Raw genomic sequence first — 20,974 nt, forward strand, 5'->3', positions numbered from 1 at the left:
AAAAGAAATGGTCGTCGTACCGGAGTCGTTGTTAGGTTGATCGCGTGCCGAAGCTGAATCAGATCATCGCAGTCGAAAAGGGCGTCAAGTCCAAGTCCCTCCAGGAGCTTTCGCAGGCTCACCACGACGTGCAGAAGCCCGCCCTGCTGGCCGGCATCTCGCGTACGTACCAGCCCAAGGACGAGGAGGGCGAGCAACTGCCGCCCGAGTCCACCCGCGTCCAGGTGAAGGCGGAGGACGTCCTGAGGGCGACGGCGGACACCCTGACGCGGCTCTTCGACGTGACGGCCACCAAGGACTGGGCGAACCGCACTGCCGCCGCGGACGTGGTCGTCGACGGCAGCGTGCTGCTCGCCCAGGTTCCGGTGCCCTATCTGCTCTTCCTCGAGAAGCAGCTGACCGACCTGAACACGTTCGTGCGCAAGCTGCCCGTCCTCGACGCCTCGGAGTCCTGGACCCAGGACCCCTCCACGGACGCCTGGAAGACGGACCCGGTGCGCACCATCCGCACCAAGAAGGTGCCGCGCAACCACGTCAAGGCCGAGGCCACGGAGAAGCACCCGGCGCAGGTGGAGGTGTACTACGAGGACGTCGCGGTGGGCTACTGGACCACCGTGAAGTTCTCCGGAGCCCTGCCGGCCCGCCGGGTCAACGAGCTCCTCGACCGGGTCGAACGGCTCCAGCAGGCGGTGAAGTTCGCCCGCGAGGAGGCCAACGGCACCGAGGTCACCGACCAGCGGGTCGGCGACGCGGTGTTCGGCTACCTGTTCAGGTAGCCCCGAGAACGCCCCCTGCGCGACAGGGGGTGCGCGAGAGCGCAAGCTGAAACTGACGTTGAAGCTGACACAGGGGTGCGGTTGGGGGTTCGAATCCCTCCCCCGGCACACGTGCCGGGGTGGCCCAAGCCGGTAGAGGCGGCCCCGTGAATCTCAGATTATCGCTCCAGTCTCAGCATTCGCCGCCGAACACCGGATCGACCGAGCAGGGACGATCACCGACGGATGGGGGTTCAAGTCCCCTCTGCGCCTCTGCGTGGCGCGGTAGTTCAAAGGTAGAACACGTCGGCCTCAGAATGATCCCCGCTCTTAAACGCCGCCGGTGTGCGCAATTGGGTGGCAAGCAGGGGCCCGGGAACTGGACATGTTCCCGGGCCCCGTCACGTTTTCCCCGGAACCCCGGAGTTCCCCAACTCGCTTATGCCTGGGGCCCGTACGACTTCCGGTGCATGCCGCTGCGACCACAGGGGGACGCCGGTTCAGCCTGTGAGCCGACGAGGGGCCGCGTCGGCGCCCGCCCCGTGCAGGGCACTCACCCGCTGGTCGTCCTCTCGCCCGGCTTCACCGTCCCGCGCGCCACCCTCACCTCGCTCGCCGAGGACCTGGCCTCCCGGGGCTACGTCGTGGCCGCCGTCGACCACGCCTACGAGAGCGACGCCACCGCCTTCCCCGGCAACCGGATCCTCACCTGCCTGGCCTGCGAACCGGCCGAGGCACCGGGCGGCCACCGGGCCGTCACCGAGGTCCGGGCCCAGGACGTCTCCTTCCTCCTGGACCGCCTCACCGGCCGCCACCCGGCCTGGCGCCACGCCGGCCTCATCGACCGGCACCGCATCGCGATGGGCGGCCACTCCATCGGCGGGGCCGCCATCCTGCCGGCCATGGCCGCCGACCAGCGGATCCGCGCGGGCGTCGACATGGACGGCGGTCTGCCCGACCCCGGTGCGGCGGCCGGGACCGGCGACCGCCCCGTCCTGCTGTTCGGCGCCGCCGCCAGCGTGCCCGGGGGTCACCACAACGGCGACTGGACGAAGGCGTGGCCCTACCTCGGCGGCTGGAAGCGCTGGATCACCGTCGACGGCACCGACCACTTCGGGCCCACCGACTTCCCCGTCATCCGCGACCGGCTCGGCCTGCCCCACCCCGGGGCGCCCCTCGACGGACACCGCACCGTCGAGCTGACCCGCCGCTACGTCGCGTCCTTCTTCGACAAGCACCTCAAGGGGCGGCCCGCGCCGGACCTGGACGGACCGTCCGCCGACGCCCCCGAGGTCCGCTTCCACAACCCGTGAGGAGCCGGTACGGGGACCCGCGCGGATCCCCGTACCGCACTCCGCGGCGGCTACACCGGGACGGACACGAAGGTCCGGCCCGCCTCGTTCACCACCAGGACCTCCCTGACCTCCGACGGGTCCACGGCCGCGGAGCCGTCCAGGGCAGCCCCCTTGCCCTCGCCGTGCTCCGCCGTGCCGACCACCCAGCCGCCGGCCGTGGTGCGGGTACCGTCCCGGGAGACCACCACCAGCCTGCACCGCTCGCCCGCGGGCACCCCGGTCACCGCCGCGTGCAGCCGCACCCACTTGGGCGCCGGCGTCAGCTGTACGGTCATCCGCGCGCCCGTCCCCGGATCCGTCGCGGAAGCCACCCGGGTCCCCGCCACCGGCGGCGAGGGCGTCACCGGAGCGGACGGGGCCGGCGGCGGGGGCGGGGGCAGGGCCCCCGTGCTCCCCTCGTCCGCGCCCACCCGGGCCCCGGCCCAGAACACGGCCGCCAGCGAGGCGGCCGCCGCCAGACCCACCAGGCCGGTCCGCCACCGCGCGGCCGCCGCCCGCTCCCCGCGCACCTGCCGCAGGGTCCGCTGGAGCATCAGGTCACCGCCCTGCGGAGGCCCGTCGAGGAAGGCCTCCTCCGGCACCTCTCCGAGCACCCTCTCCATCTCCCGCAACGCGGCCACCTCCTCCCGGCACCGCACGCAGTCGCCGAGGTGCTCCTCGACGCGCCGTACCTCCTCCTCGCCGAGGACGCCCAGCACGTACGGGCCGAGCTGCTCCACTTCCTCCTCGTGCCGCTGCCGGTTCACGCCACCACCTCCCGCAGTCCGCCGGGCTGCTGGGGCGGCCGGCCGGTTCCTCTCCTCCTCATGCCGTCAGCGGCACCGTCCCCGAACACCTCGCGCAGGGCCTTCAGCGCGTAGTGCGAGCGCGACTTGACCGTCCCCGCGGGGATGCCGAGCCGGTCGGCCGCCTCGGCGACGCTGTGCTGGCGGTAGTACAACTCCGTCAGGACGTCCCGGTGTTCCGGCGACAGCCGGTCCAGCGCGCCCAGCACCGTCATGGCGTCCACCACCGCGTCCGCGTGGTCCCCCTCGACGGGGGGAGCGGCCGCCGAGCCGGACACCTCGGGAGGCCGGGCGGCCTTGGCCCGGTACCGGTCCGTGATGATGTTCCGGGTCACGGTCAGCAGCCATCCGCGCACCGAACCCTTCCCGTTGACCAGGACCTCGGAATGCCGCCAGGCCCGGATCAGTGTCTCCTGGACGACGTCCTCGGCGGCGGCCCGGTCCCCGGTCAGCCGGGTGGCGTAGGCGAGCAGGGCGTTGCCGTGCTCCTCGTACACCGCCCTGATCAGCGCCTCGTCGGTCGAGCCCCGCCGGTTGCGGGGCCACAGTGGTCCGGGCATACAGCTCTCCGTCCGCCTCTGTCGCTTCGTGCGGTCGGTACACGCCCTCCGAGCCCCGGCGGTTCATGTGACCTGCGTCACTCACCAGCGGCAGGTGCGGCCCTCGTTGAGGCAGGCGACCAGCTCTCCCATGCGCTCCTCGGTCATGACGTCCACGAACATGGCGTGGTCCGTCCGGGGGCTGTGCCGCTGCTCCGGGAAGGAGTCGAGGGCGATCGGGACGTCCGGCGGCACCGCGTAGGCCAGCGTGAGCCGCAGCTCGGGCACCGGGAACGTGCCCGCCGGGCACACGCCTTGGGCGGACGGGAAGGCGAGGTGCGAGCGGTGGTCGGCGGCGGCCTCGTCCAGCCCGTTCCAGCAGGCGGGGAAGACGAGCGTACGGGTCACCAGATCGCCGGCCGGGCAGCGCGGGTAGCTCGTCGTGGAGCGGCCGGGCGAGCCCGAACAGCCCCAGCGGGCCCGGACCCCGGCGTCCGTCCCCGCCGTGTACGCCACCGCGTCCCCGGTCATCGCGCGCAGGAAGCGGGGCATCGGCACCACCTTGCCGGCCGGACTGCCCCGGAACTCCACGCGCACCGAGGCCTCGGGCAGGATCTCGCCGGTGTTGCCGTGCCCGGCCGCGCCCTCGTGGGGCCGGCCGCCCGGCCGGTCGGTGCGCCGCAGGACGGGCCAGTAGTACGAGGAACGGTCGCCGCCGACGCAGCTCGTGGCGGCGGCGGCCAGTGAGGCGTCGGTGGACAGGGCGTCCGTCGACAGGTTCCCCACGTACGCGTGGGTGTGGTGGGCGCCCGCCCGCAGGCCGGGCGAGACCACCAGGTTGTCCTCGTTCCAGTGGCCCTCCTCGTTGCGCCCGCAGTCCACCGTCACGGTGCCGGCGGAGGCGTCGGGCCCGGCCGGGGGCGGGGCGGGACCGGGCGGGACCCGGCCGATGTCCACGCGGTCGCCGACGACGTCGGCGTGCCGCGTCCCGGCCGCCCGTGAGGCACCCAGCACGGCGGCGGCCAGCCCGGCGCCCAGCACCAGGCAGACGAGCAGCGCCAGCAGGCGGTTTCCGTTCCCCATGACGGTCACGGTCGTCGGTGGCGCGCCGGGCCGTCAACCGGGCGTCCGCACCAGGGCGCTGCCGCGCGTTCGGAGGTGTGCCGCCGTTCCCTGCTCAGCGGCCGTAGCCCGGGCCGTGGCGGTCCGGCTCGGAGGCGCCGGTGCGGCCCCCGTCACCCGCCCGGGCCCCGGCCCGTATCCCGGCCCGCCCCGGCCGTATCCCGGTCCTGGCCGGGCTGTCGGCCCGGCCCCGTCACCCGCCCGTGTCCCGGTCCCGGCCGCGCTGTGGGCCCGGCCCCGTCGCCCGGTCCCGGCCCCGTCGCCCGGTCCCGGCCCCGTCGCCCGGTCCCGGCCCCGTCGCCCGGTCCCGGCCCCGTCGCCCGGTCCCGGTCCGTATCCCGGTCCCGGTCCGGGCGGGCGGCCGGAACACCCGGCCACGTCACCCGCCCGGATCCCGGCCCCGGTCCGGATCCCGGTCCCGGTTCACCGCGCCGGCGTCCGCTGCGGGCCCGGTCCCGGCGTCCGCTTCGGGCGGTGTGTCCTGGTCGTGGCGTCCGGTCCGGGTTCCGGGCCGGGTGTTCCGGCCGCGTACCCCCGCCAGGTTGGCCCGTCCGGTGCTTGTCCGGCCGTGGAGACGCCAGCGAGAGTTCTCCGTATGACACCGGAAGAGCTCCTGCGCGCCTTCGCCCGCACCCGCGCCTCGCTCGACGGCGCGGAGACCGTCTTCTGGTGGACCGGCGACATCCATTCCTGGGCCCCCGGCGAGCCCTACCGCCGCCTCTTCGGCTTCGAGGGCCTCAACGCCGCCCGGCTGGAGGCCGACGAGGAGGGCGGCGGCTACCGGATGCTCTCCCGCGAGGCCGCCTTCTACCTCGACCCCGCCAGTCGGGAAATCCTGGAGACCTGGCAGGGGAAGCCCGTGGTCCACGTCTGGAACGACCCCGCCAACCAGCGGTGGCGGCCCTTCCCCGTCCCGCGCACCGAGCTGGGCGACCAGGTCTGCTTCAGCCTGGAGATCCCGCTCGCCTACCCCTCCCCGCTCCCCGTCGCCGACTACCCGCTGAACTCCGCCGACGACACCTACCGGGCACTGGAGCTCTTCCAGTTCTTCACCTCCGCCGCCGCCCTCGCCGGCGACGCGCCGGGCGTCCCCGCGACCATGTCGTGGACCCGGATGTCCCCCTGGCTCCCCTGGATGGAACAGGGACAACGCCCCGGTGGCCTCACCTTCCACTGCCGGGGCGTCAAGCTCGGCTCCTACGCCGAGGTGCCCGAGCGCACCCGCGCGTACATCGCCGCGCACCGCCCGGAGTTCGCCGGAGCCCCGGAGAAGTGGGCCGAGCCCAACGAGTCCAGCTGGACCACCTTCCGCCGGCTCAACCCCCGCTGACCCCCTCGCCCTCCCCCCTGCCCTCGCGGGCCCCCGTCGGCCCCGATGCGGGGGCGGGCCCGGGCCGACCCCCGGTAACCCCCGGGGAGGGGGAGGGGCCCCAGGGTCCGGACAAGGGTTTTCCCCGTATCGGGTTCACCTCCGTGTTGCCTACTGTCTGCCCACCGGCGATCTTCCGCGTTCCGGGCGGCCCCGCACCAACCCCACATGGTGTGAAGCGACCGAGGACGCGCTGATCGCCGGGTACGCCGTCGCCCAGCCCCGCCGTTGCGGCCGGGCGACGTGGCGCGCGGCGGCGGCCGGGGAGGGTGCGACCAGCCCGCCCAGGCCCCGCTTCCGCCGGTTCCACCTCCCACACTGCACCGACCGGCCGCTCCGGCATGCCCGGGAACGGCCCGTAAAGGGGAACAACGTGCACGCACCCAGACGTCGGCTCATATCCGTCGTGGCCATGTCCGTCACCCTGCTCGCCGGCTCCGCCACGGCCGCGGTGGCCGTGACCCCCGCGAACGACCCGGCCTCGACCCTCCCGGCCGCCGCCGCCCCCGCCAGCCCGGCCGCCGCCCCGGTCGAGAACCTGATCGTCGGCTACAAGACCTCGGCCTCCGAGGCCAGTTCCAACGACGCGGCCGCGAACGACGCCACCGCCAAGGGCAAGAAGGCCGGCAAGAAGGCCACCTTCGACCGCCGTCTCGGCACCGGCGCGGCCCTCGTCAACCTCGGCGGTGCGACCGCCCCGGCCGACGCCGCCGCCCTGATCGACCAGTTCCGCGCCGACCCGGACGTCGCCTACGTCGAGCCGGACTCCCGCGCCTACGCGATGGCCACCCCGAACGACACCGAGTACGCCAAGCAGTGGGACCTCTTCGAGCCCACCGCCGGCATGAACGTGCCCGCCGCCTGGGACAAGACCACCGGTTCCGGCGTCACCGTCGCCGTGATCGACACCGGCTCCGTGGCCCACTCCGACCTGGCCGCCAACACGGTCGCCGGCTACGACTTCATCAGCAGCTCCTCCGCCGCCCGCGACGGCAACGGCCGCGACAACAACCCCGCCGACCAGGGCGACTGGAGCGCGGCCGGCGAGTGCGGCACCGGCTCCAAGGCCAGCGACTCCTCCTGGCACGGCACCCACGTCGCGGGCACCATCGCCGCCGCGACCAACAACTCCAAGGGCGTCGCGGGCATCGCCTACAACGCCAAGATCCAGCCCGTCCGCGTGCTCGGCAAGTGCGGCGGCGCCACCTCGGACATCGTCGACGCCATCACCTGGGCCTCCGGCGGCACCGTCGCGGGCGTCCCGGCGAACGCCACCCCCGCCAAGGTCATCAACATGAGCCTCGGCGGCTCCGGCGCCTGCACCGCGAGCTACCAGAACGCCATCAACGCGGCCGTCGCCCGCGGCACCACCGTCGTGGTCGCCGCCGGCAACAGCAACGCGGACGCGGCCAACTTCTCGCCCGCGAGCTGCAACAACGTGATCAACGTGGCCGCCAGCAACCGCACCGGCGACCGCTCCTTCTACTCCAACTACGGCGCGGTCATCGACGTCGCCGCCCCGGGCGGTGAGACCCGCCGCGCCACCGACACGCCCGGCACCGTCACCACCCCCGAGAACGGCATCCTCTCGACGCTGAACGCCGGCACCACCACCCCCGGCGCGGAGATCTACAAGCCGTACCAGGGCACCAGCATGGCCGCCCCGCACGTCGCGGGCCTCGCCGCCCTCCTCGTCGCGGCCAAGCCCTCGCTGACCCCGGCGCAGATCGAGTCGGCGATCAAGACCAACGCCCGCCCGCTGGCCGGCACCTGCACCGGCGGCTGCGGCACCGGCCTCGCGGACGCCACCGCCACCGTCAACGCGGTGACCTCGACGCAGCCCACCCCGGCCTTCGAGAACACCGCCGACTTCGCCATCGGTGACAACACCACGGTCGAGAGCCCGATCACCGTCTCCGGCGTGACCGGCAACGCCCCGGCCACCCTCAAGGTCGGCGTGAACATCGCGCACACCTACATCGGCGACCTGAAGGTCGACCTGGTCGCGCCCGACGGCAGCGTCTACACGGTCCACAACCGGGCCGGCGGCAGCACCGACAACATCAACCAGACCTACACCGTCAACGCCTCCTCCGAGGTCGCGAACGGCACCTGGAAGCTGCGCGTCAACGACAACGCCGGCGGCGACACCGGCAAGATCGACTCCTGGAGCCTCGGCTTCTGACCCCGGTCCGCACCGGTCCCGGCGGAGCCCCCCAACTCCGCCCTGACGGACCGATGGTACGGACCAATCCAGTGCGCGGGTCTGCCGGTACCTCCCGTACCGGCAGGCCCGCGGCGCTTTCCTGTCGCCTGACTGAATTCTGCGTCACAATCCGGGTCCGTCGGGGGGCTGACCTCGTATTGTCGCGTCTCACAGGAAGGGCACAGAACAGGGGCGCGAAAGGCTGGTGGCTGTGCGTGGCGGCGACGGGGAACGCTGACACCAACGTCGGACACGGTGCACTCATCGAGGCGGTCGACCGTGCGCTGACCGCGCACGGCCGCGCCGTCCTCACGGGCTGCGCCGGCTCGGGCAAGACCGAGGTGGCGCGCGCCGTCGAGGCCGCCGCCGCCCGGCGGCGCGAGACCGTCCTGCGCCTCGCCCCCGAGGCCGCCGACCGGGAGATACCCGAGGCCGCCGCCGCGGCCCTCCTCGCCTCCGTCCCCCGCACCGCCCTCGACCGCCTCGCCGGACCCCAGCGCACCGCCATCGCCCTGCTCCGCCGCGAGGCCGACGCCCCCCGCGCCGGCCGCGACCACGTCGCCCTGCGCCTGGCCGTCGTCGAAGTGCTGCGCACCCTCGCAGTCCCCGGCCCGGTCCTGCTCGTCCTCGACAACGCCCAGTGGCTCGACCCCGAGAGCACCGACCTGCTCCGCTTCGTGCTGCGCCTGACCCCGCCGCGCGTACGGGTCCTCGCCGCCGAATGCGTCCAGGGCGCCCCCGTCGCCGAACCCCTCTGCGGCCCCGGCACCCCGGTCATCCACGTCCCCGCCCTCGGCGCCGACGAGGTCGCCGAACTCCTGCTGCGCCACGGCCTGCCCGCCCGCCTCGCCGGCCGCATCCACCAGGCCAGCGGCGGCAACCCGCGCCTCGCCCTGGCCCTGGGCCACTCCCTCGCCGAGGCCGCCGCCGGCCAGGGCGGCGGCGCCCACCACGCCGACACCCTCCCCCTCACCGGCCAGGCCCGGGAGGTGGCCCGCCGGCTCCTCGCCGCCGCCCCCGGCCGGGTCCGCCCGACCCTGCTGCTCGCCGCCCTCGCCGCCCGGCCGACCACCGCCGTGCTCCGCCGGGCCGGACGCCGCGACGCGGAGGCGGAACTCGTGCAGGCCGAACGGGCCGGGCTGGTCACCGTCGGCGAGGACGGCGCCGTCGCCTTCGCCGCCGGCGCCCTGCCGGCCGCCCTCGCCGCCGACGCCGGCTGGCCCGAGCGGGCCGCCGGGCACGCCGCGCTCGCCGCCGCCGTGGACGACCCCGTCCAGGCCGTACGCCACCGCGCGCTCGCCGTCGACACCCCCGACGCGGAGCTCGCCGCCGAGATCACCCGGGCCGCCGACGCCTGCCGCCGCCGGGGCCAGCGGGCCCTGGCCGCCGAGCTCGGGCTGCTCGCCGCCGAACGCACCCCCGCCGCCCTGCCGCAGGAGGAGCTCGCCCGCCTCGTCGGCGCCGCCGAGGACGCGGGCTGGGCCGGCCGCGCCGACCTCGCCCGCCGCGCCACCCGCGCCGTCCTCGCCCGCGACGCCTCGCCCGCCCAGCGGGTACGGGCCCGGCTGGCGGTGATCGACGCCGCCGGGCAGGCCCTCGCCGACCTCGACGAGACCATCGCCCACGCCGTGGCCGACGCCGCCGGGGACCCCTCGCTGCAGGCCGCCGTACTGCTGCGGATCGCCTGGAAGCACAACATCGGCGACGGCGACCCCGTCCGCTCCCGCGACGCCGCCGCCCAGGCCGGCGCACTCGCCAAGGCCGGCGGGGACCAGGTCGCCGAAGCCATGGCCCTGACGGTCCGCGCCCGGATGGGCCGCATCCTCGGCGACCCCGACGCCGAGGAGATCCTGGCCGAGGCCCTCGCCCTGCCCGCCCCCGAGGTCCCCCTCGGCATGCGCAACGCCCCCCAGTTCCTCGCCGTCCGCCACGCCCTCTTCGACGACCGGCTCGCCGACGCCCGCCGCCAGCTCCTCGTCCTGCTCCCCGCCGTCCAGCGCACCGGCTCGGCCGAGGACGTCTTCGAGGTACTGCGCAGCATGACCGAGGCCGAACTGCGCCGGGGCCGCTGCGTGCGGGGCGCGGCCCACGCCCGCCGGGCCCTGGAGCTCACCCTCGAAGCGGGCCTCTCACCCGGCCCGGCCTGGTACGTCGCCGCCAGCGCCGAGGCCGCCGGCGGCAGCTTCGCCCGGGCCGCCGCCTACGCCCGCCGGGGCATCCGGGCCTCTGAGGAGGAGGGCGACCAGGTCTTCCTGTCCCGGGGCCTGTACGCGCTCGGCACCGTGGAACTGGCCACCGGCGAGGCCGCGAAGGCGGTGGCGACCCTGAGCCGGGTCGCCGCGCTCGAGGAGGCCCAGCAGGTGGTGGACCCCTCCGTCCTGCGCTGGCACGGGGAGCTCGCCGAGGCACTGGTGGCCGCCGACGCCCCCGCCGAGGCCGCCGCCCTGCTCGACCGGGTCACGCCGGTGGCACGGGCCCTCGGCCGGACCACCGTCCTCGCGGCCCTCGACCGGGCCCGCGGGCTGTGCCTGTCCGCGGGGGGCGAACCGGAGCAGGCCGTCGCCCTGCTGGAGACCACCGCCGAGCGCTTCCGCGCCCTCGGACTGCCCCTCGAACACGGCCGCACGCTCCTCGCTCTGGCCCGGGTGGAACGCCGGCGCCGCCGCCGCGCTCCCGCCCGGGCCGCCCTGCGCGCCGCGGCCGAGCTGTTCGAGGCCGCCGGAGCCGGGCCCTGGCTGGAGCTGGCCCGGGAGAACGCCCCCGAGACCTGTGCCCCCCACCCCGGGGTGGCGGCCCTCACCGAGGCGGAGGCACGGCTCGCGCTCCTCGTCGGCGGGGGAGCCAGCAACCAGGAGGCGGCGGCGAAGCTCTTCCTGAGCGTGAAGACGGTGGAGGCCCGGCTCACCCGGATCTACCAGAAGCTGGACGTCCGCTCCCGTGCCCAGCTGGCCACGGCGCTGCGCGGCCACTGAGGGGCGGCCGAGGCGCTCCGGCTGGGCGCCCGGACCGGGCCTCCCGCCGTCTCAGCAGCTCAGGTTGTTCCCCGGGGTGACGCCCAGCAGCTGGGTGAAGCTCTGGTACTTGCTCACCCGGCTCTGCACCTGAGCCGGGTTGCCGCCGTTGCACTCCAGGGCGCCGTTGATGGAGCGGATCGTCTCGCCGAAGCCCGCGCCGTTGACCATGGCCGCGTGCGCGGTCATGGTGCCGGGGCCGTTCTGCGTGTTCCAGTACCAGAGCGCCGTCTTCATCGCGATGGCCGGGTCCCGCTCCACCAGGTACGGGTCGGCGAGCAGGTTGATGCCGAGGGCGTCGCCCGCCGCCTTGTAGTTGAAGTTCCAGCTGAGCTGGATCGGGCCGCGGCCGTAGTACGCGGCCTGGCCGGCGGGGCAGCCGTAGGGCTGGGAGGCGTCGCAGTAGTGCGGGTAGTTGGCGGTGTTCTGCTCCACTATGTGCACCAGCCCGCCCGTCTCGTGCGAGACGTTCGCGAGGAAGGCGGCCGCCTCGCGGCGCTTGACGGTGTCGTCACCGGTGTGGGCGAAGCCGGGGTACGCGGAGAGCGCCGCGACCAGGCCGTTGTAGGTGTAGAAGGGGTTCCGGTTCGGGAACATCTGGTTGAACTGGGCCTCGCTGACCACGAAGCCGGACGGGTTGCCGGTGCCCGGGTCGGGGTCCTGGCCCCCGCCGCCGCAGACGCCCTGGTCCGACCAGACGCCCCACTGTCCGGTGGTGCCGGGCGTCTCGCCCTGGGTCCACCACTTGGCCTGCCAGTTGTGGCCGCCGTACGAGGCGTTCATGCCGCCGGTGTAGACGGCGGAGGAGCTCCAGGCCCCGGCGCAGGCGGGGGCCGCGGCGGCGGGGGAGGAGGGCAGGGCGACGGCGAGACCGAGGGTCGCGGCGGCGGCAGCGGCGAGGGAGAGGGCGCGGCGGCGTAGCGTGCGTATCACGTAACTGCTCCTGGAGTGGGGGGATTCGTCGCAGGGGTGTGGGGGTGCGACGACTACCGCCACTGAACCGAAGGTGGTCTGGACCTGTCAAGGTCTAGACCAAAGCCGTTACGTGTCGGGGGTGGTGGGGGCCGGACGTGCCGGAGCGGCGTGACGGCCTGACCGCCACGCCGCTCCGGGGCCGCTGGGTCAGCTGCCGGCCGAGAGGTTGCCGGACAGGACCGGGATGTTCTCCACGAGGTGCGAGAGCGTCTCGTCGCCCTTGGCCTGCGCGGAGTTCTCCGCGCACTGCTGGTTCTGCGGGTTGGAGGCGATCGGGATGTCCTGGACGCCGACGTTGATCAGCAGGATCGACTGGAGGTTGACCTTGGCCGGCAGGCCGACGCAGAGCTTGTTCAGCGAGCCCTGGATCGCGGAGAGCTGCGGGCTCATGTCGCCCCCGGTCTCCTGGTTGCCGTAGATCTGCTCCGAGTTGTTGCCGTTGACCGTGTTGATCCCGTTGTCGTTGCCGATCGCCATCGCCGGGGAGGCTGCGAGGGCGCCCGTCCCCAGGACGGAGGCGGTGACCGCGGCGGTGGCCATGAACTTCTTGAGCATCGTGTGGATCCTTCTGTCGCATGTGCTGTCCCCGGCGGAACGACCTGATCAACTGCCTCCGGTTCCGCGGGTTATCGCCGGTCACCCGTGCGGCCCAGCGTTGCCCCGGGCCGGGGACCGCCGGGCCCGGCCCGCGGCCCGTCCCGCCTCAGGCGTCCGGCGCCGGGGCCACGGCCCCGCCGCCGGCGCGGACCGCGCGCAGCGCGGCCGTGTGGAGGGCGTACGGGTCGCCGTGGGCCACGGGGCTGCCGGTGAGCGTGTACCACTCGTCCGCGTCCGTGTACTGGATCTCGAAGCGGACCTCGCCGTCCGGGCCGCCGGTGGTGCGCAGCGTGAGCGGGCCCGTGATGACGCCGACCTCGTCGGTCATGGCGCCGCCGGGGCCGGCGAGGACCTCGTCCCGCCACTGCCGGGGGGCGGTCGGGGCGGTCATGGGGCGCAGGTGTCGATCATGGTGGTGAGCATGGCCCTTTCGGCGTCGGTGACGGTCAGACCGTAGTGGGACTTGACGGTGGTCCAGGCCCGCCCGTACTGGCACCAGCTCGACGTGTCCGGCGGCTGCCACAGGTCGGGACTCTGGTCGCCCTTGGAGCGGTTGGACGAGGCGGAGACCGCCAGCAGCTGCGGCCGCGTCAGATCGTTCGCGAAGGCCTTGCGCTTCGCGGCGTCCCACCCGGAGGCGCCGGACCGCCAGGCCTCCGCCAGCGGCACCATGTGGTCGATGTCCAGCTTGGCGGCCTCGTTGACCGTGACCCCGTCGTACAGGCTCTTCCAGGTGCCCGACGGGGCGCGGCACTCGGAGTCCCGGGTGACGCCGGCCCCGTCCCGCTCCAGGACGGTCTCGCGGGTGTCGCACTTGGCGCCCTGCTCGGCCCAGTGCGTGAACTTGTCGCGGCTGTACCCGGCCATGGTGGCGGGCTTCCCGGTGGTCAGCGCGGCGAGCTGGGTCCGGGCGACGGCCGCGCCGACCATGCCGGGCAACACGTCCCCGGAGGAGGGCTTGGCGTCACCCGCCGGGGCGGAGGGGGAGGGCGCCGACGGGGAGGACGCGGGGGGCGACGCCTGCGCGGAGGGGCCCGCGCCCGTCGGCTTCCCCGCTGGTTTGCCGTCCCCGGAGTCCGCCTTTCCGCCGCACCCGCTCACACCGAGCAGCAGCGCCAGCGCCACCACCCCGCCGCGTACACCTGCGTGACGATTCATGACCCCACCCCGGATGAGACGCTCCGCGAACTGACCCGGGAAGACTACCCATAACCGGACAACCAACCACGCACCGGGCCCCGGATTCGGCTTCTCGCGTGGGCGACCTGATGCGAAGTGGCCTGCGAACGGCGGACGCTGCGCCTGTGCCGGTCCCGGCGGTGACGGGAGCCTCCCGTGACGACGGAGACGGCGACGGCGGGACGGACCGGCGCCCCCGGTACGGCCGGCCGGCGGGTCCGTGAGGGGCATCCTCCCCGTCGAGTGCGTCCGCCGGACGTGCTGGACGGGGAGGGCGGCCGGCGCCGGGAACGGGTCAGGCCCAGGAGGCGGCCACCAGGGAGCGGTGCGCCGCCTCCAGGTGCGCGGACGCCGCCAGCCATGCCCAGGCGTAGCCCTCCGACGTGGCTTCGGTGAGCCGGCCGAAGGCGTCCCGGGGGCGGCGGTCGGCCTCGGCGACGAGCGAGCCGGCCAGATCGGCCGCCGTCCCGAAGCCGGCCCGGCGCAGCGGACCGTACGCCGTCAGCGGCTCCGGACCCCGGGCGGACTCCGCCACCGCCCTGCGCCCGCCCGCGACCGCCGTCTCCAGCAGCCGGCGCACCCGCCACAGCGGCGAGTCGGCCAGCGGGTCCGGCCCCGCCGCCGCGGCGGGCACCTCCCCGGGGGCCCCGCCGTCCGGGAAGTGGCTGCCCTGGAGGCGGTCGTAGCCCAGGTCGGCCCGGCCCTTCCACTCCGGCGGCAGCCGCAGCGTGTACGCCGCCCCGGGCACCGGCCCCACCGCGAGCGGGCTCAAGGTGGCGGCCCGGTCCGGGTCGGGGCGGCCCAGCACGCGCACCGCCAGACCCGGACACCCGGCCAGGCGGCGCAGGTTGGCGGTGTGCGCCAGCTCGGGGTGCCCGTGCGCCGGACGCAGCCGCAGCAGCGGGGCGTCCGCGCGCAGCTCCCGCACCAGCAGGTGCTCCCCGGCCGCCCCGACCACCTGGACGTCGCAGCCCAGCAGGCCCGGTTCGGCGTCCGGCGCGAGCAGCTCCCGGACCGCCTCGGCCGCCGGGCGGGCGAACAGCGCGGCCGACGGCTCCTCGTCCCAGGCCACCCCGGGCGCCGGCACCGCGCGCACCCCGCGCCCGGCGCCGAGCCGCCCGTCGGCGGAGACCGTCGCCCCGGCGATGCGCAGCCCCCCGCGCGCCAGCCCCGCATGGTCGAGGGCGGCCCCGCCGAGGGCCACGGACGCCGCCCCCGCGCCCCGCGCCCGGGCGAGCCCGCCGGGGCGGACGTCCGAGAGCGTGTAGCGGGAGCCGTCCGCGCCCAGCAGGTGGGTGACCACGCCCCCGTAGCCGGTGGCGGTCAGCACGGGCTCCCGGCACAGGCCGTGGACGCGCAGGCTGCCGCCGTCCGCGTAGGGGCGCCGCCCGCTTCCGGTGAGCCCGGGACCGCCCGTCCCGGACGCCAGCAGCGCGGAGGTGCGCAGCAGCTCCGAGAAGGCGGCGGCCAGGTCGGTGAGCCGCGCGGCGGCGTGGCGCTCGCGGGCGGACCGCAGTCCCCGTACCACCCGCAGCGCGGCGGCCTCCGCACGCGGCAGGCCGGCGAGGCGCGCGGTGTGCGCGGCCCGCAGCAGTTCGGCCTGGACCACCGCGCCCGCCGCGACGACCCCGGCGGCCAGCGCCTCGGCCGACACCGCCCACAGCGCGGCCCCGGCCCGGACCTGAGCCTCCGTCGGAGGTTCGTCGGGTACCACGTCCGCGCCCGGCGACGCACTCCCGGACGCACTCCCGGACGCGCTCCCGGACCCGGCCGCGGACACCGGGGCAGCGGCGGAGGCGGAGGCCGACGCGCCCGCGGAGCCATCGCCGGCGGCGGACCCGGCTGGGGACTCCGCCCCGGCCCCGGCCCCGGCCTCCGGCCCGGCCCCGGCCCCGGCCTCCGGCCCGGCCCCGGCCCCGGCCTCCGCCGGACCCGCCAGCGGCGCCGCCCCCAGGACCGCCGCCCGGTGCAGGCAGCGCGGGGCCAGCAGGCAGCCGCAGACGGCCTGGCCGGGCTCCGTGACCACCCCCGACGGGCCCGGCCGCAGGGTGACCACCGCGTCCTCGCCGAAGCGGACGGTGACACCGCCGTCCGGCCCGGCCTCCGCGCCCGTACCCGCGGCGCAGCCCTCGATCGCGGCGTCCAGCTTCTTGCGCAGCCGGGCGCTCAGGTTCTCCACCGCGTCCGCGACCACCTCGGCGGCGACGGGAGGGAACAGCGGGTCGGTCATCGGGGCTCCCCACGGAGTCGGTCGCCCACCCAGCGGGCGAGGGCGAGAGGGCTGAGCGCGGCCACCGGCATCCCGGCCGCGACGAGCTGCCGCGCGACGGGCACCGAATAGCGGGGCGCGCCCTTGTCGTCGAGCGCGGCGCAGCCCAGCAGATGGGCGCCGGACGCGGCCAGCGCGCGGACCTCCGCGAGCAGGCCGCCGACCGGGGCGCCCTCCTCGAAGTCGCTGACCACGACGACCAGGGTGCGGCTCGGCACCGTGATCAGCGAACGGGCGTGCGCGAGCCCGGCCGCGATGTGCGTACCGCCGCCGACCCGGACCTCCAGCAGCAGCGAGAGCGGATCCTCGACACGGCCGCTGAGGTCCACCACCCGGGTGGAGAAGGCCAGGAAGTGCGTGGACAGGGTCGGCACCCCGCCCAGCACCGCCGCCGTCAGCGCCGACCAGATGACCGACGCCTCCATCGAGCCGGAGACGTCCACCACCAGGATCAGCCGCCAGTCCGCCTCCTTCGACGTCCGCGTGCTGAACACCGGCCGTTCCGGAACGACCACCACCCGGCCGTCGTCCAGGCGCCGGGTGTGCGCCAGGTTGGCCCGCAGCGTGCGCGCCAGGTCGAGCGGGCCGCCGGGCCGGCGGGTCGGACGCGGGGTGGCGACGCCCGAGAGGGCCGGGCGCAGCCGGGTGGCCAGCTCCTTGGCCAGCTCGTCGACGAGCCGCCGCACCAGCGGCCGCAGCCGGGCCAGGTGCGCTTCGGACATGCCGCCGGCCAGCGACAGCACCGAGCCGAGCAGTTCCACGGAGGGGCGCACCGCCGCCGGGTCGAGCTGGGCCAGCACGTCGGTGCGGCCGGCGCCCGCCGCGTCGGCGAGCACCTCCTCGCGCACGTCGGCGCCGAACAGGGACTCGAGCTCCGCCGACCACTCCCGGGCCGTCGGGAAGGGCGCCTCGTCCCCGCCACCGGAGCCGGGGCGTTCCACGTCCCCCGAACCCTCCCCGCGCCCCGACCCGTACAGCTCGTCCAGCGCGCGGGCGTAAGGGCGTGCCCCGGCCGGGAGCCGGTCGCGCTGCCGGCCCAGCAGCAGCCGCCACCGGTCGGCGGGGGCCAGCCGCCGTCCGTCCGGCAGCGCGCGGGACGGAGCGGGCACCTCGGTGCCGTCCTGGTCCACCACGGTGGCGGCCCCGGGCGAACCCCCGGGCAGCGGAAGCGCCTTGAGCGCGGCGAGCCCGGCCGCGTCGGCGGCGGCCCACAGGGCGAGCAGCCCGGCGGGCGCGTCCAGGGCGAGGTCGACCCGGTCGCCGAGCCGCTCGGTCACGGTGTCCAGCAGCCGCTCCCGGGCGGCCGGCGCCAGCACGTCGAACCCGGCGCGCAGCGCGGGCAGCCGCTCCAGGAACGCCGCGTCGGTGAGCGAGTCCAGCCTGTCCAGCAGCGGGGTGAGCGCGGCCGGCGAGGCGCCCAGCAGCGGTCCGGCGGCGGTGAGCAGCCCGGCGAGCCGGCGGGCCAGCGCCCGCCGTGCCTCGGGGGTGGCCGCGCCGTCCACCCAGGCGGCGGCGCGGGCACCGAGCCCGGCCGCCGGGTCCAGGTCGAGCAGCACCCGTACGGCCAGGGCCGCGCCCCGCATCAACGGGCCCGCGTTCGCGGCGAGTTCGCCGAGGGCGGCGTCCATGCGCAGCCCCAGCCGGCGGGCGGCGGCCCGGTCGGCGAGGGCCACCAGCGCAGCCGCGTCGGCGGGGTCGTCGCTGCCGGCGAGGCCGGGCAGGGACCGCAGCGCGGCGTCCAGGAGGTCGCCGACGAGCTCGTCCGCGACGGCCCGCGCCCCGTCCGGGGCGCCGGGCAGGTGACCGCGGCGCAGCCCCTCCAGCAGGTCGACGGCCTCCAGGAGCTCCGGCACGGTGGCGGTGTCCGGCAGTACGGCCGCCATCTCCTCCAGTCGTACGCCGACCAGTGCGGGCAGGTCGCAGCGCGCGGCCGCGTCGAGCCCGGCCAGCACCTGGGCCGCCGTCGGGCCGCCTTCGGCCGCCTGGCGGCGCGCGACGTCACGCAGCGTCCCGGCGGCCGCCTGGGCGGCGGTCACGCCGCGGACCCCCGCAAGGTCCAGACGGGCCGGGACGGACGGCGTCCAGGACAGCCGCCACCTGCTCCCCAGGGCGGTGCCGTCGCCGGTGCCGGCCACGCCCACGGGCTCCCCGTAGGAGGCCCCGCAGACCAGCAGCCGCCGCAGCAGCACCTCCCGGCGCCCGTCGAGCTCGGAGCGCAGGGGGTCCAGCCGGACCTCCCGCGGCTCCGGGTCCCCGGGGCACGGCAGCCGCAGCGCGACCAGCTCCGCCTCCACGGAGGGGCCGAGCCCGGAACGCGGGGCGTGCGGGGTGGTCCGGCCGCGGCCCGTGCCGACGAACACGGCCTCCAGGGCGCGGGCCAGCGCCCGTCCCCGGCCCAGGGGTTCGCCCTGCCCGAGCACGGTCGAGACGGCCTCCAGCAGCTCGCCCCGGCCGGGGGCGGGCAGCCCGCGCAGCACCGCGAGGTCGCAGGCCAGCCGCAGCGTCTCGGCTGCCTCCCCGGTGCCGGCGGTGTGCCCCGCGCGGCGCAGCTCCCGGCACAGCCCGGTGACGGCGGCCGAGGCGGCCTCCCGCAGCCGGACCGGGTCGCCGCCCGCTTCGAACACGGCCTGCTGCCACAGCGGGTCGCGGATCCCGGCCGGGTAGCCGGAACGGGAGTCGAGCAGGTCGTGGGAGTACGCCACGAACGAGGTGACGACCGCCCCGTCGGCGGCACCGTCCGCCCCGCCGACGCCGACGCCGACGCCGACGCCGACACCGGCGGTGTCCGGGCCGGGGACCGCCGCCGCGTCCCCGCCCCGGACCAGGGCGGGGGCGTGGAAGGCGCCGATCACGGCGGCGACCCTGCGGCCCGCGAACCCGGCGAGGACGCCCCGCATGTGGGCCTCCCGCGCCAGGTCCACCGCCGGGACCCCGCCCGCGTCCGTCCGCAGTGCCCAGCCGACGCCGAGCGCGGCGCGGCGTACCGCCTCTGCGGAGCAGCCCGGGGCCATGACCTCCACGGCACGGTCCCACAGGTCGTCGCCCTCGCGCCCGGTGCCCGCAGCGGCGAGCGCCCCGGCATAGGACCGGCTGCCGGCGGAGCCGGGGGCCGTCGGCGCGGCCTCGGCGGTCCACCCCCGGTCGGAGAGCGGGAGGTCGCAGCAGACGACCTCCACGCCCCGGCCGCGGGCCCAGCGGATCGCCGCCATCTCGGGGGAGAAGTCCGCGAACGGGTAGAACGCCAGGCGCCCGTCGGTCCCCAGCCCCGCCAGCGCGACCGGCGCGACGGTCTCCGGGTCGGCCAGGTGTTCCAGCCACGGCTGGAACTCGCCCGGCAGCTCCACGCAGACGACCTCGGGGTCCGCCGCCTCCAGCAGCGCCGGGACCACCGCCGCCAGGGCGGGGCTGTGGTGGCGCACCCCCAGCAGGTACGGCGCGCGGCAGGCGGCCAGCTCCTCGACCGCCGCCCGCGGTTCGGCGGTGAGCGTCAACGCAGGCTCCCGCGCAGGTCCCACAGGCGCCGCCACATCGCGGAGCCGTCCTCGGCGCGGCGCCGCACCGGGCCGTCCCAGTAGCCCAGCAGCCGCCCGTGGTCGGCGGGATCGTCCTTGCGCACGACGCCCAGCAGGTGCCCGGGCAGCAGGTCCAGCACGTCACCGCCCGGCAGGTACGCGGCCGCGACCCCGAGCGAGGCCGCCACCTGTACGGCCTCGGCGGTGGACATGACCGTACCGGGCCGCTCCACGTCCCAGCCCTCGGCGCTGCGTCCCGAGCGCAGGTCCCGGAAGACGGTGACGAGCGCGTCCAGGACGGAGTCGTCCACCCCGAACGCCGCTCCGGCGCGCTCCACGGCGGCGACGGCCTGCCGCCGGATCAGCGCGCTCTCCGCGTCGGGGTCCGCGATCGGGCCGACGGTCTCGAAGTTGAAGCGCCGCTTGAGGGCGGCGGACATCTCCGAGACGCCCCGGTCGCGCAGGTTGGCGGTGGCGATGACGGTGAAGCCCGGGGCGGCGGAGACCACCGCGTCCTCGGTGGCGGTCAGTTCGGGCACGCTGACCCGGCGGTCGGACAGGATCGACACGAGCGCGTCCTGCACCTCGGGCAGGCAGCGGGTGATCTCCTCGACGCGCGCCACCCGGCCCGTCCGCATCGCGGAGAGCACCGGGGAGTCCACGAGGGCCTGCGGGGTGGGGCCCTGGGCCAGGAGCAGCGCGTAGTTCCACCCGTAGCGGAAGGCGTCCTCGGTGGTGCCGGCGGTGCCCTGCACGGTGAGCTCGCTGGTGCCGCACACGGCGGCCGACAGCAGCTCGGACAGCATCGACTTGGCGGTGCCCGGTTCACCGGTGAGCAGCAGCCCGCGCTCCCCGGCCAGGGTCACCACGCACCGCTCCACCAGGGCGCGTTCGCCGACGAACTTGGGGGCGATCACCAGCTTCGACGGCAGTCCGGCGCGCCGCCTGGGCAGGGCCAGCTCCTCGCCCCCGCTGCCGCACACGAAGGTGACCACCGCGCGGGGGGTGAGGGCCCAGCCGGGCGGGCGGGGGCCGGTGTCCTGGGCGGCGAGGAAGGCGAGTTCGGCGGCGTACCGCTCCTCGGCGGGCATGGCCTGCCGGGCGGGCGCGGACGTTTCGGTGACGGTCATCGGTACGAGTCCTCTGGTTCGTGGAAGCAGGAGAAAGGAACAGGGGAGGGGCGGGGAAGGAATCGGGAGGGGCGGGGGAGGAATCGGGAGGGGCGGGGGGGGGGGGGGGGGGGGGGGGGGGGAGACAGCACGGCGTGACAAGCGGGGTCCGGTCGCACCAGGCAGCGCCC

15 protein-coding genes are annotated in these 20,974 nt (G+C 76.1%); 5 read left to right on the top strand and 10 right to left on the bottom strand.

Annotated elements, in window-relative coordinates; all coding sequences use genetic code 11:
• Positions 1-44: 44 nt before the first annotated feature.
• On the top strand, positions 45-776 hold the full coding sequence (locus AC069X_RS03860) for a DUF7873 family protein (protein WP_478724743.1): 732 nt from the start codon (positions 45-47) through the stop codon (positions 774-776).
• 521 nt (positions 777-1,297) lie between these two features.
• Positions 1,298-2,068 carry an alpha/beta hydrolase family protein gene (locus AC069X_RS03865; RefSeq protein ID WP_478724745.1) on the top strand — a complete coding sequence of 257 codons (771 nt, stop codon included), beginning with the start codon at positions 1,298-1,300 and terminating at the stop codon, positions 2,066-2,068.
• Positions 2,069-2,118: 50 nt separating this feature from the next.
• On the opposite strand, the gene AC069X_RS03870 is transcribed toward AC069X_RS03865, so the two are convergent.
• The 3 genes from AC069X_RS03870 to AC069X_RS03880 form a co-directional block, all read right to left on the bottom strand.
• A complete protein-coding gene (locus AC069X_RS03870; protein WP_478724747.1) occupies positions 2,119-2,856 on the bottom strand; it encodes a zf-HC2 domain-containing protein in 738 nt (245 codons plus the stop codon).
• Positions 2,853-3,455 (bottom strand): sigma-70 family RNA polymerase sigma factor, encoded by a 603-nt coding sequence (locus AC069X_RS03875; protein WP_478724749.1) that lies wholly within the window; start codon positions 3,453-3,455, stop codon positions 2,853-2,855. Before AC069X_RS03875 ends, AC069X_RS03870 begins: the two co-directional genes overlap by 4 nt.
• 81 nt (positions 3,456-3,536) lie before the next feature.
• A complete protein-coding gene (locus AC069X_RS03880; protein ID WP_478724751.1) occupies positions 3,537-4,517 on the bottom strand; it encodes a DUF1996 domain-containing protein in 981 nt (326 codons plus the stop codon).
• Positions 4,518-5,151: 634 nt separating this feature from the next.
• On the opposite strand from AC069X_RS03880, the gene AC069X_RS03885 reads away from it, so the two are divergent.
• From AC069X_RS03885 to AC069X_RS03895, 3 genes are all read left to right on the top strand, one after another.
• Positions 5,152-5,886, top strand: coding sequence for a DUF1838 family protein (locus AC069X_RS03885; protein WP_478724753.1), 735 nt, complete (start codon positions 5,152-5,154; stop codon positions 5,884-5,886).
• A 451-nt stretch (positions 5,887-6,337) separates the two neighbouring features.
• Positions 6,338-8,110 carry a S8 family peptidase gene (locus AC069X_RS03890; RefSeq protein ID WP_478725113.1) on the top strand — a complete coding sequence of 591 codons (1,773 nt, stop codon included), beginning with the start codon at positions 6,338-6,340 and terminating at the stop codon, positions 8,108-8,110.
• A 236-nt stretch (positions 8,111-8,346) separates the two neighbouring features.
• Positions 8,347-11,103, top strand: coding sequence for a helix-turn-helix transcriptional regulator (locus tag AC069X_RS03895; RefSeq protein ID WP_478724755.1), 2,757 nt, complete (start codon positions 8,347-8,349; stop codon positions 11,101-11,103).
• A 51-nt stretch (positions 11,104-11,154) separates the two neighbouring features.
• On the opposite strand, the gene AC069X_RS03900 is transcribed toward AC069X_RS03895, so the two are convergent.
• From AC069X_RS03900 to AC069X_RS03930, 7 genes are all read right to left on the bottom strand, one after another.
• Complete coding sequence (locus AC069X_RS03900; RefSeq protein WP_478724757.1) at positions 11,155-12,075, bottom strand: glycoside hydrolase family 19 protein; 921 nt, start codon at positions 12,073-12,075, stop codon at positions 11,155-11,157.
• Positions 12,076-12,264: 189 nt separating this feature from the next.
• Positions 12,265-12,672 carry a rodlin gene (locus tag AC069X_RS03905; protein WP_478724759.1) on the bottom strand — a complete coding sequence of 136 codons (408 nt, stop codon included), beginning with the start codon at positions 12,670-12,672 and terminating at the stop codon, positions 12,265-12,267.
• Positions 12,673-12,820: 148 nt separating this feature from the next.
• Positions 12,821-13,105, bottom strand: a complete 285-nt coding sequence (locus AC069X_RS03910) for a hypothetical protein (RefSeq protein WP_478724761.1) — start codon at positions 13,103-13,105, stop codon at positions 12,821-12,823.
• On the bottom strand, positions 13,102-13,872 hold the full coding sequence (locus tag AC069X_RS03915) for an HNH endonuclease family protein (RefSeq protein ID WP_478724762.1): 771 nt from the start codon (positions 13,870-13,872) through the stop codon (positions 13,102-13,104). The genes AC069X_RS03910 and AC069X_RS03915 overlap by 4 nt, the downstream gene beginning before the upstream one ends.
• A gap of 316 nt (positions 13,873-14,188) precedes the next feature.
• Positions 14,189-16,123, bottom strand: a complete 1,935-nt coding sequence (locus AC069X_RS03920) for a hypothetical protein (protein ID WP_478724764.1) — start codon at positions 16,121-16,123, stop codon at positions 14,189-14,191.
• Positions 16,120-19,653: a DUF5682 family protein gene (locus tag AC069X_RS03925; protein ID WP_478724766.1), complete on the bottom strand. Its 3,534-nt coding sequence runs from the start codon at positions 19,651-19,653 to the stop codon at positions 16,120-16,122. The genes AC069X_RS03920 and AC069X_RS03925 overlap by 4 nt, the downstream gene beginning before the upstream one ends.
• Positions 19,650-20,804 carry an ATP-binding protein gene (locus tag AC069X_RS03930; RefSeq protein WP_478724768.1) on the bottom strand — a complete coding sequence of 385 codons (1,155 nt, stop codon included), beginning with the start codon at positions 20,802-20,804 and terminating at the stop codon, positions 19,650-19,652. Before AC069X_RS03930 ends, AC069X_RS03925 begins: the two co-directional genes overlap by 4 nt.
• Between the last annotated feature and the right edge of the window lie 170 nt (positions 20,805-20,974).

It is taken from the genome of Streptomyces sp. NPDC043896 (assembly GCF_056435605.1).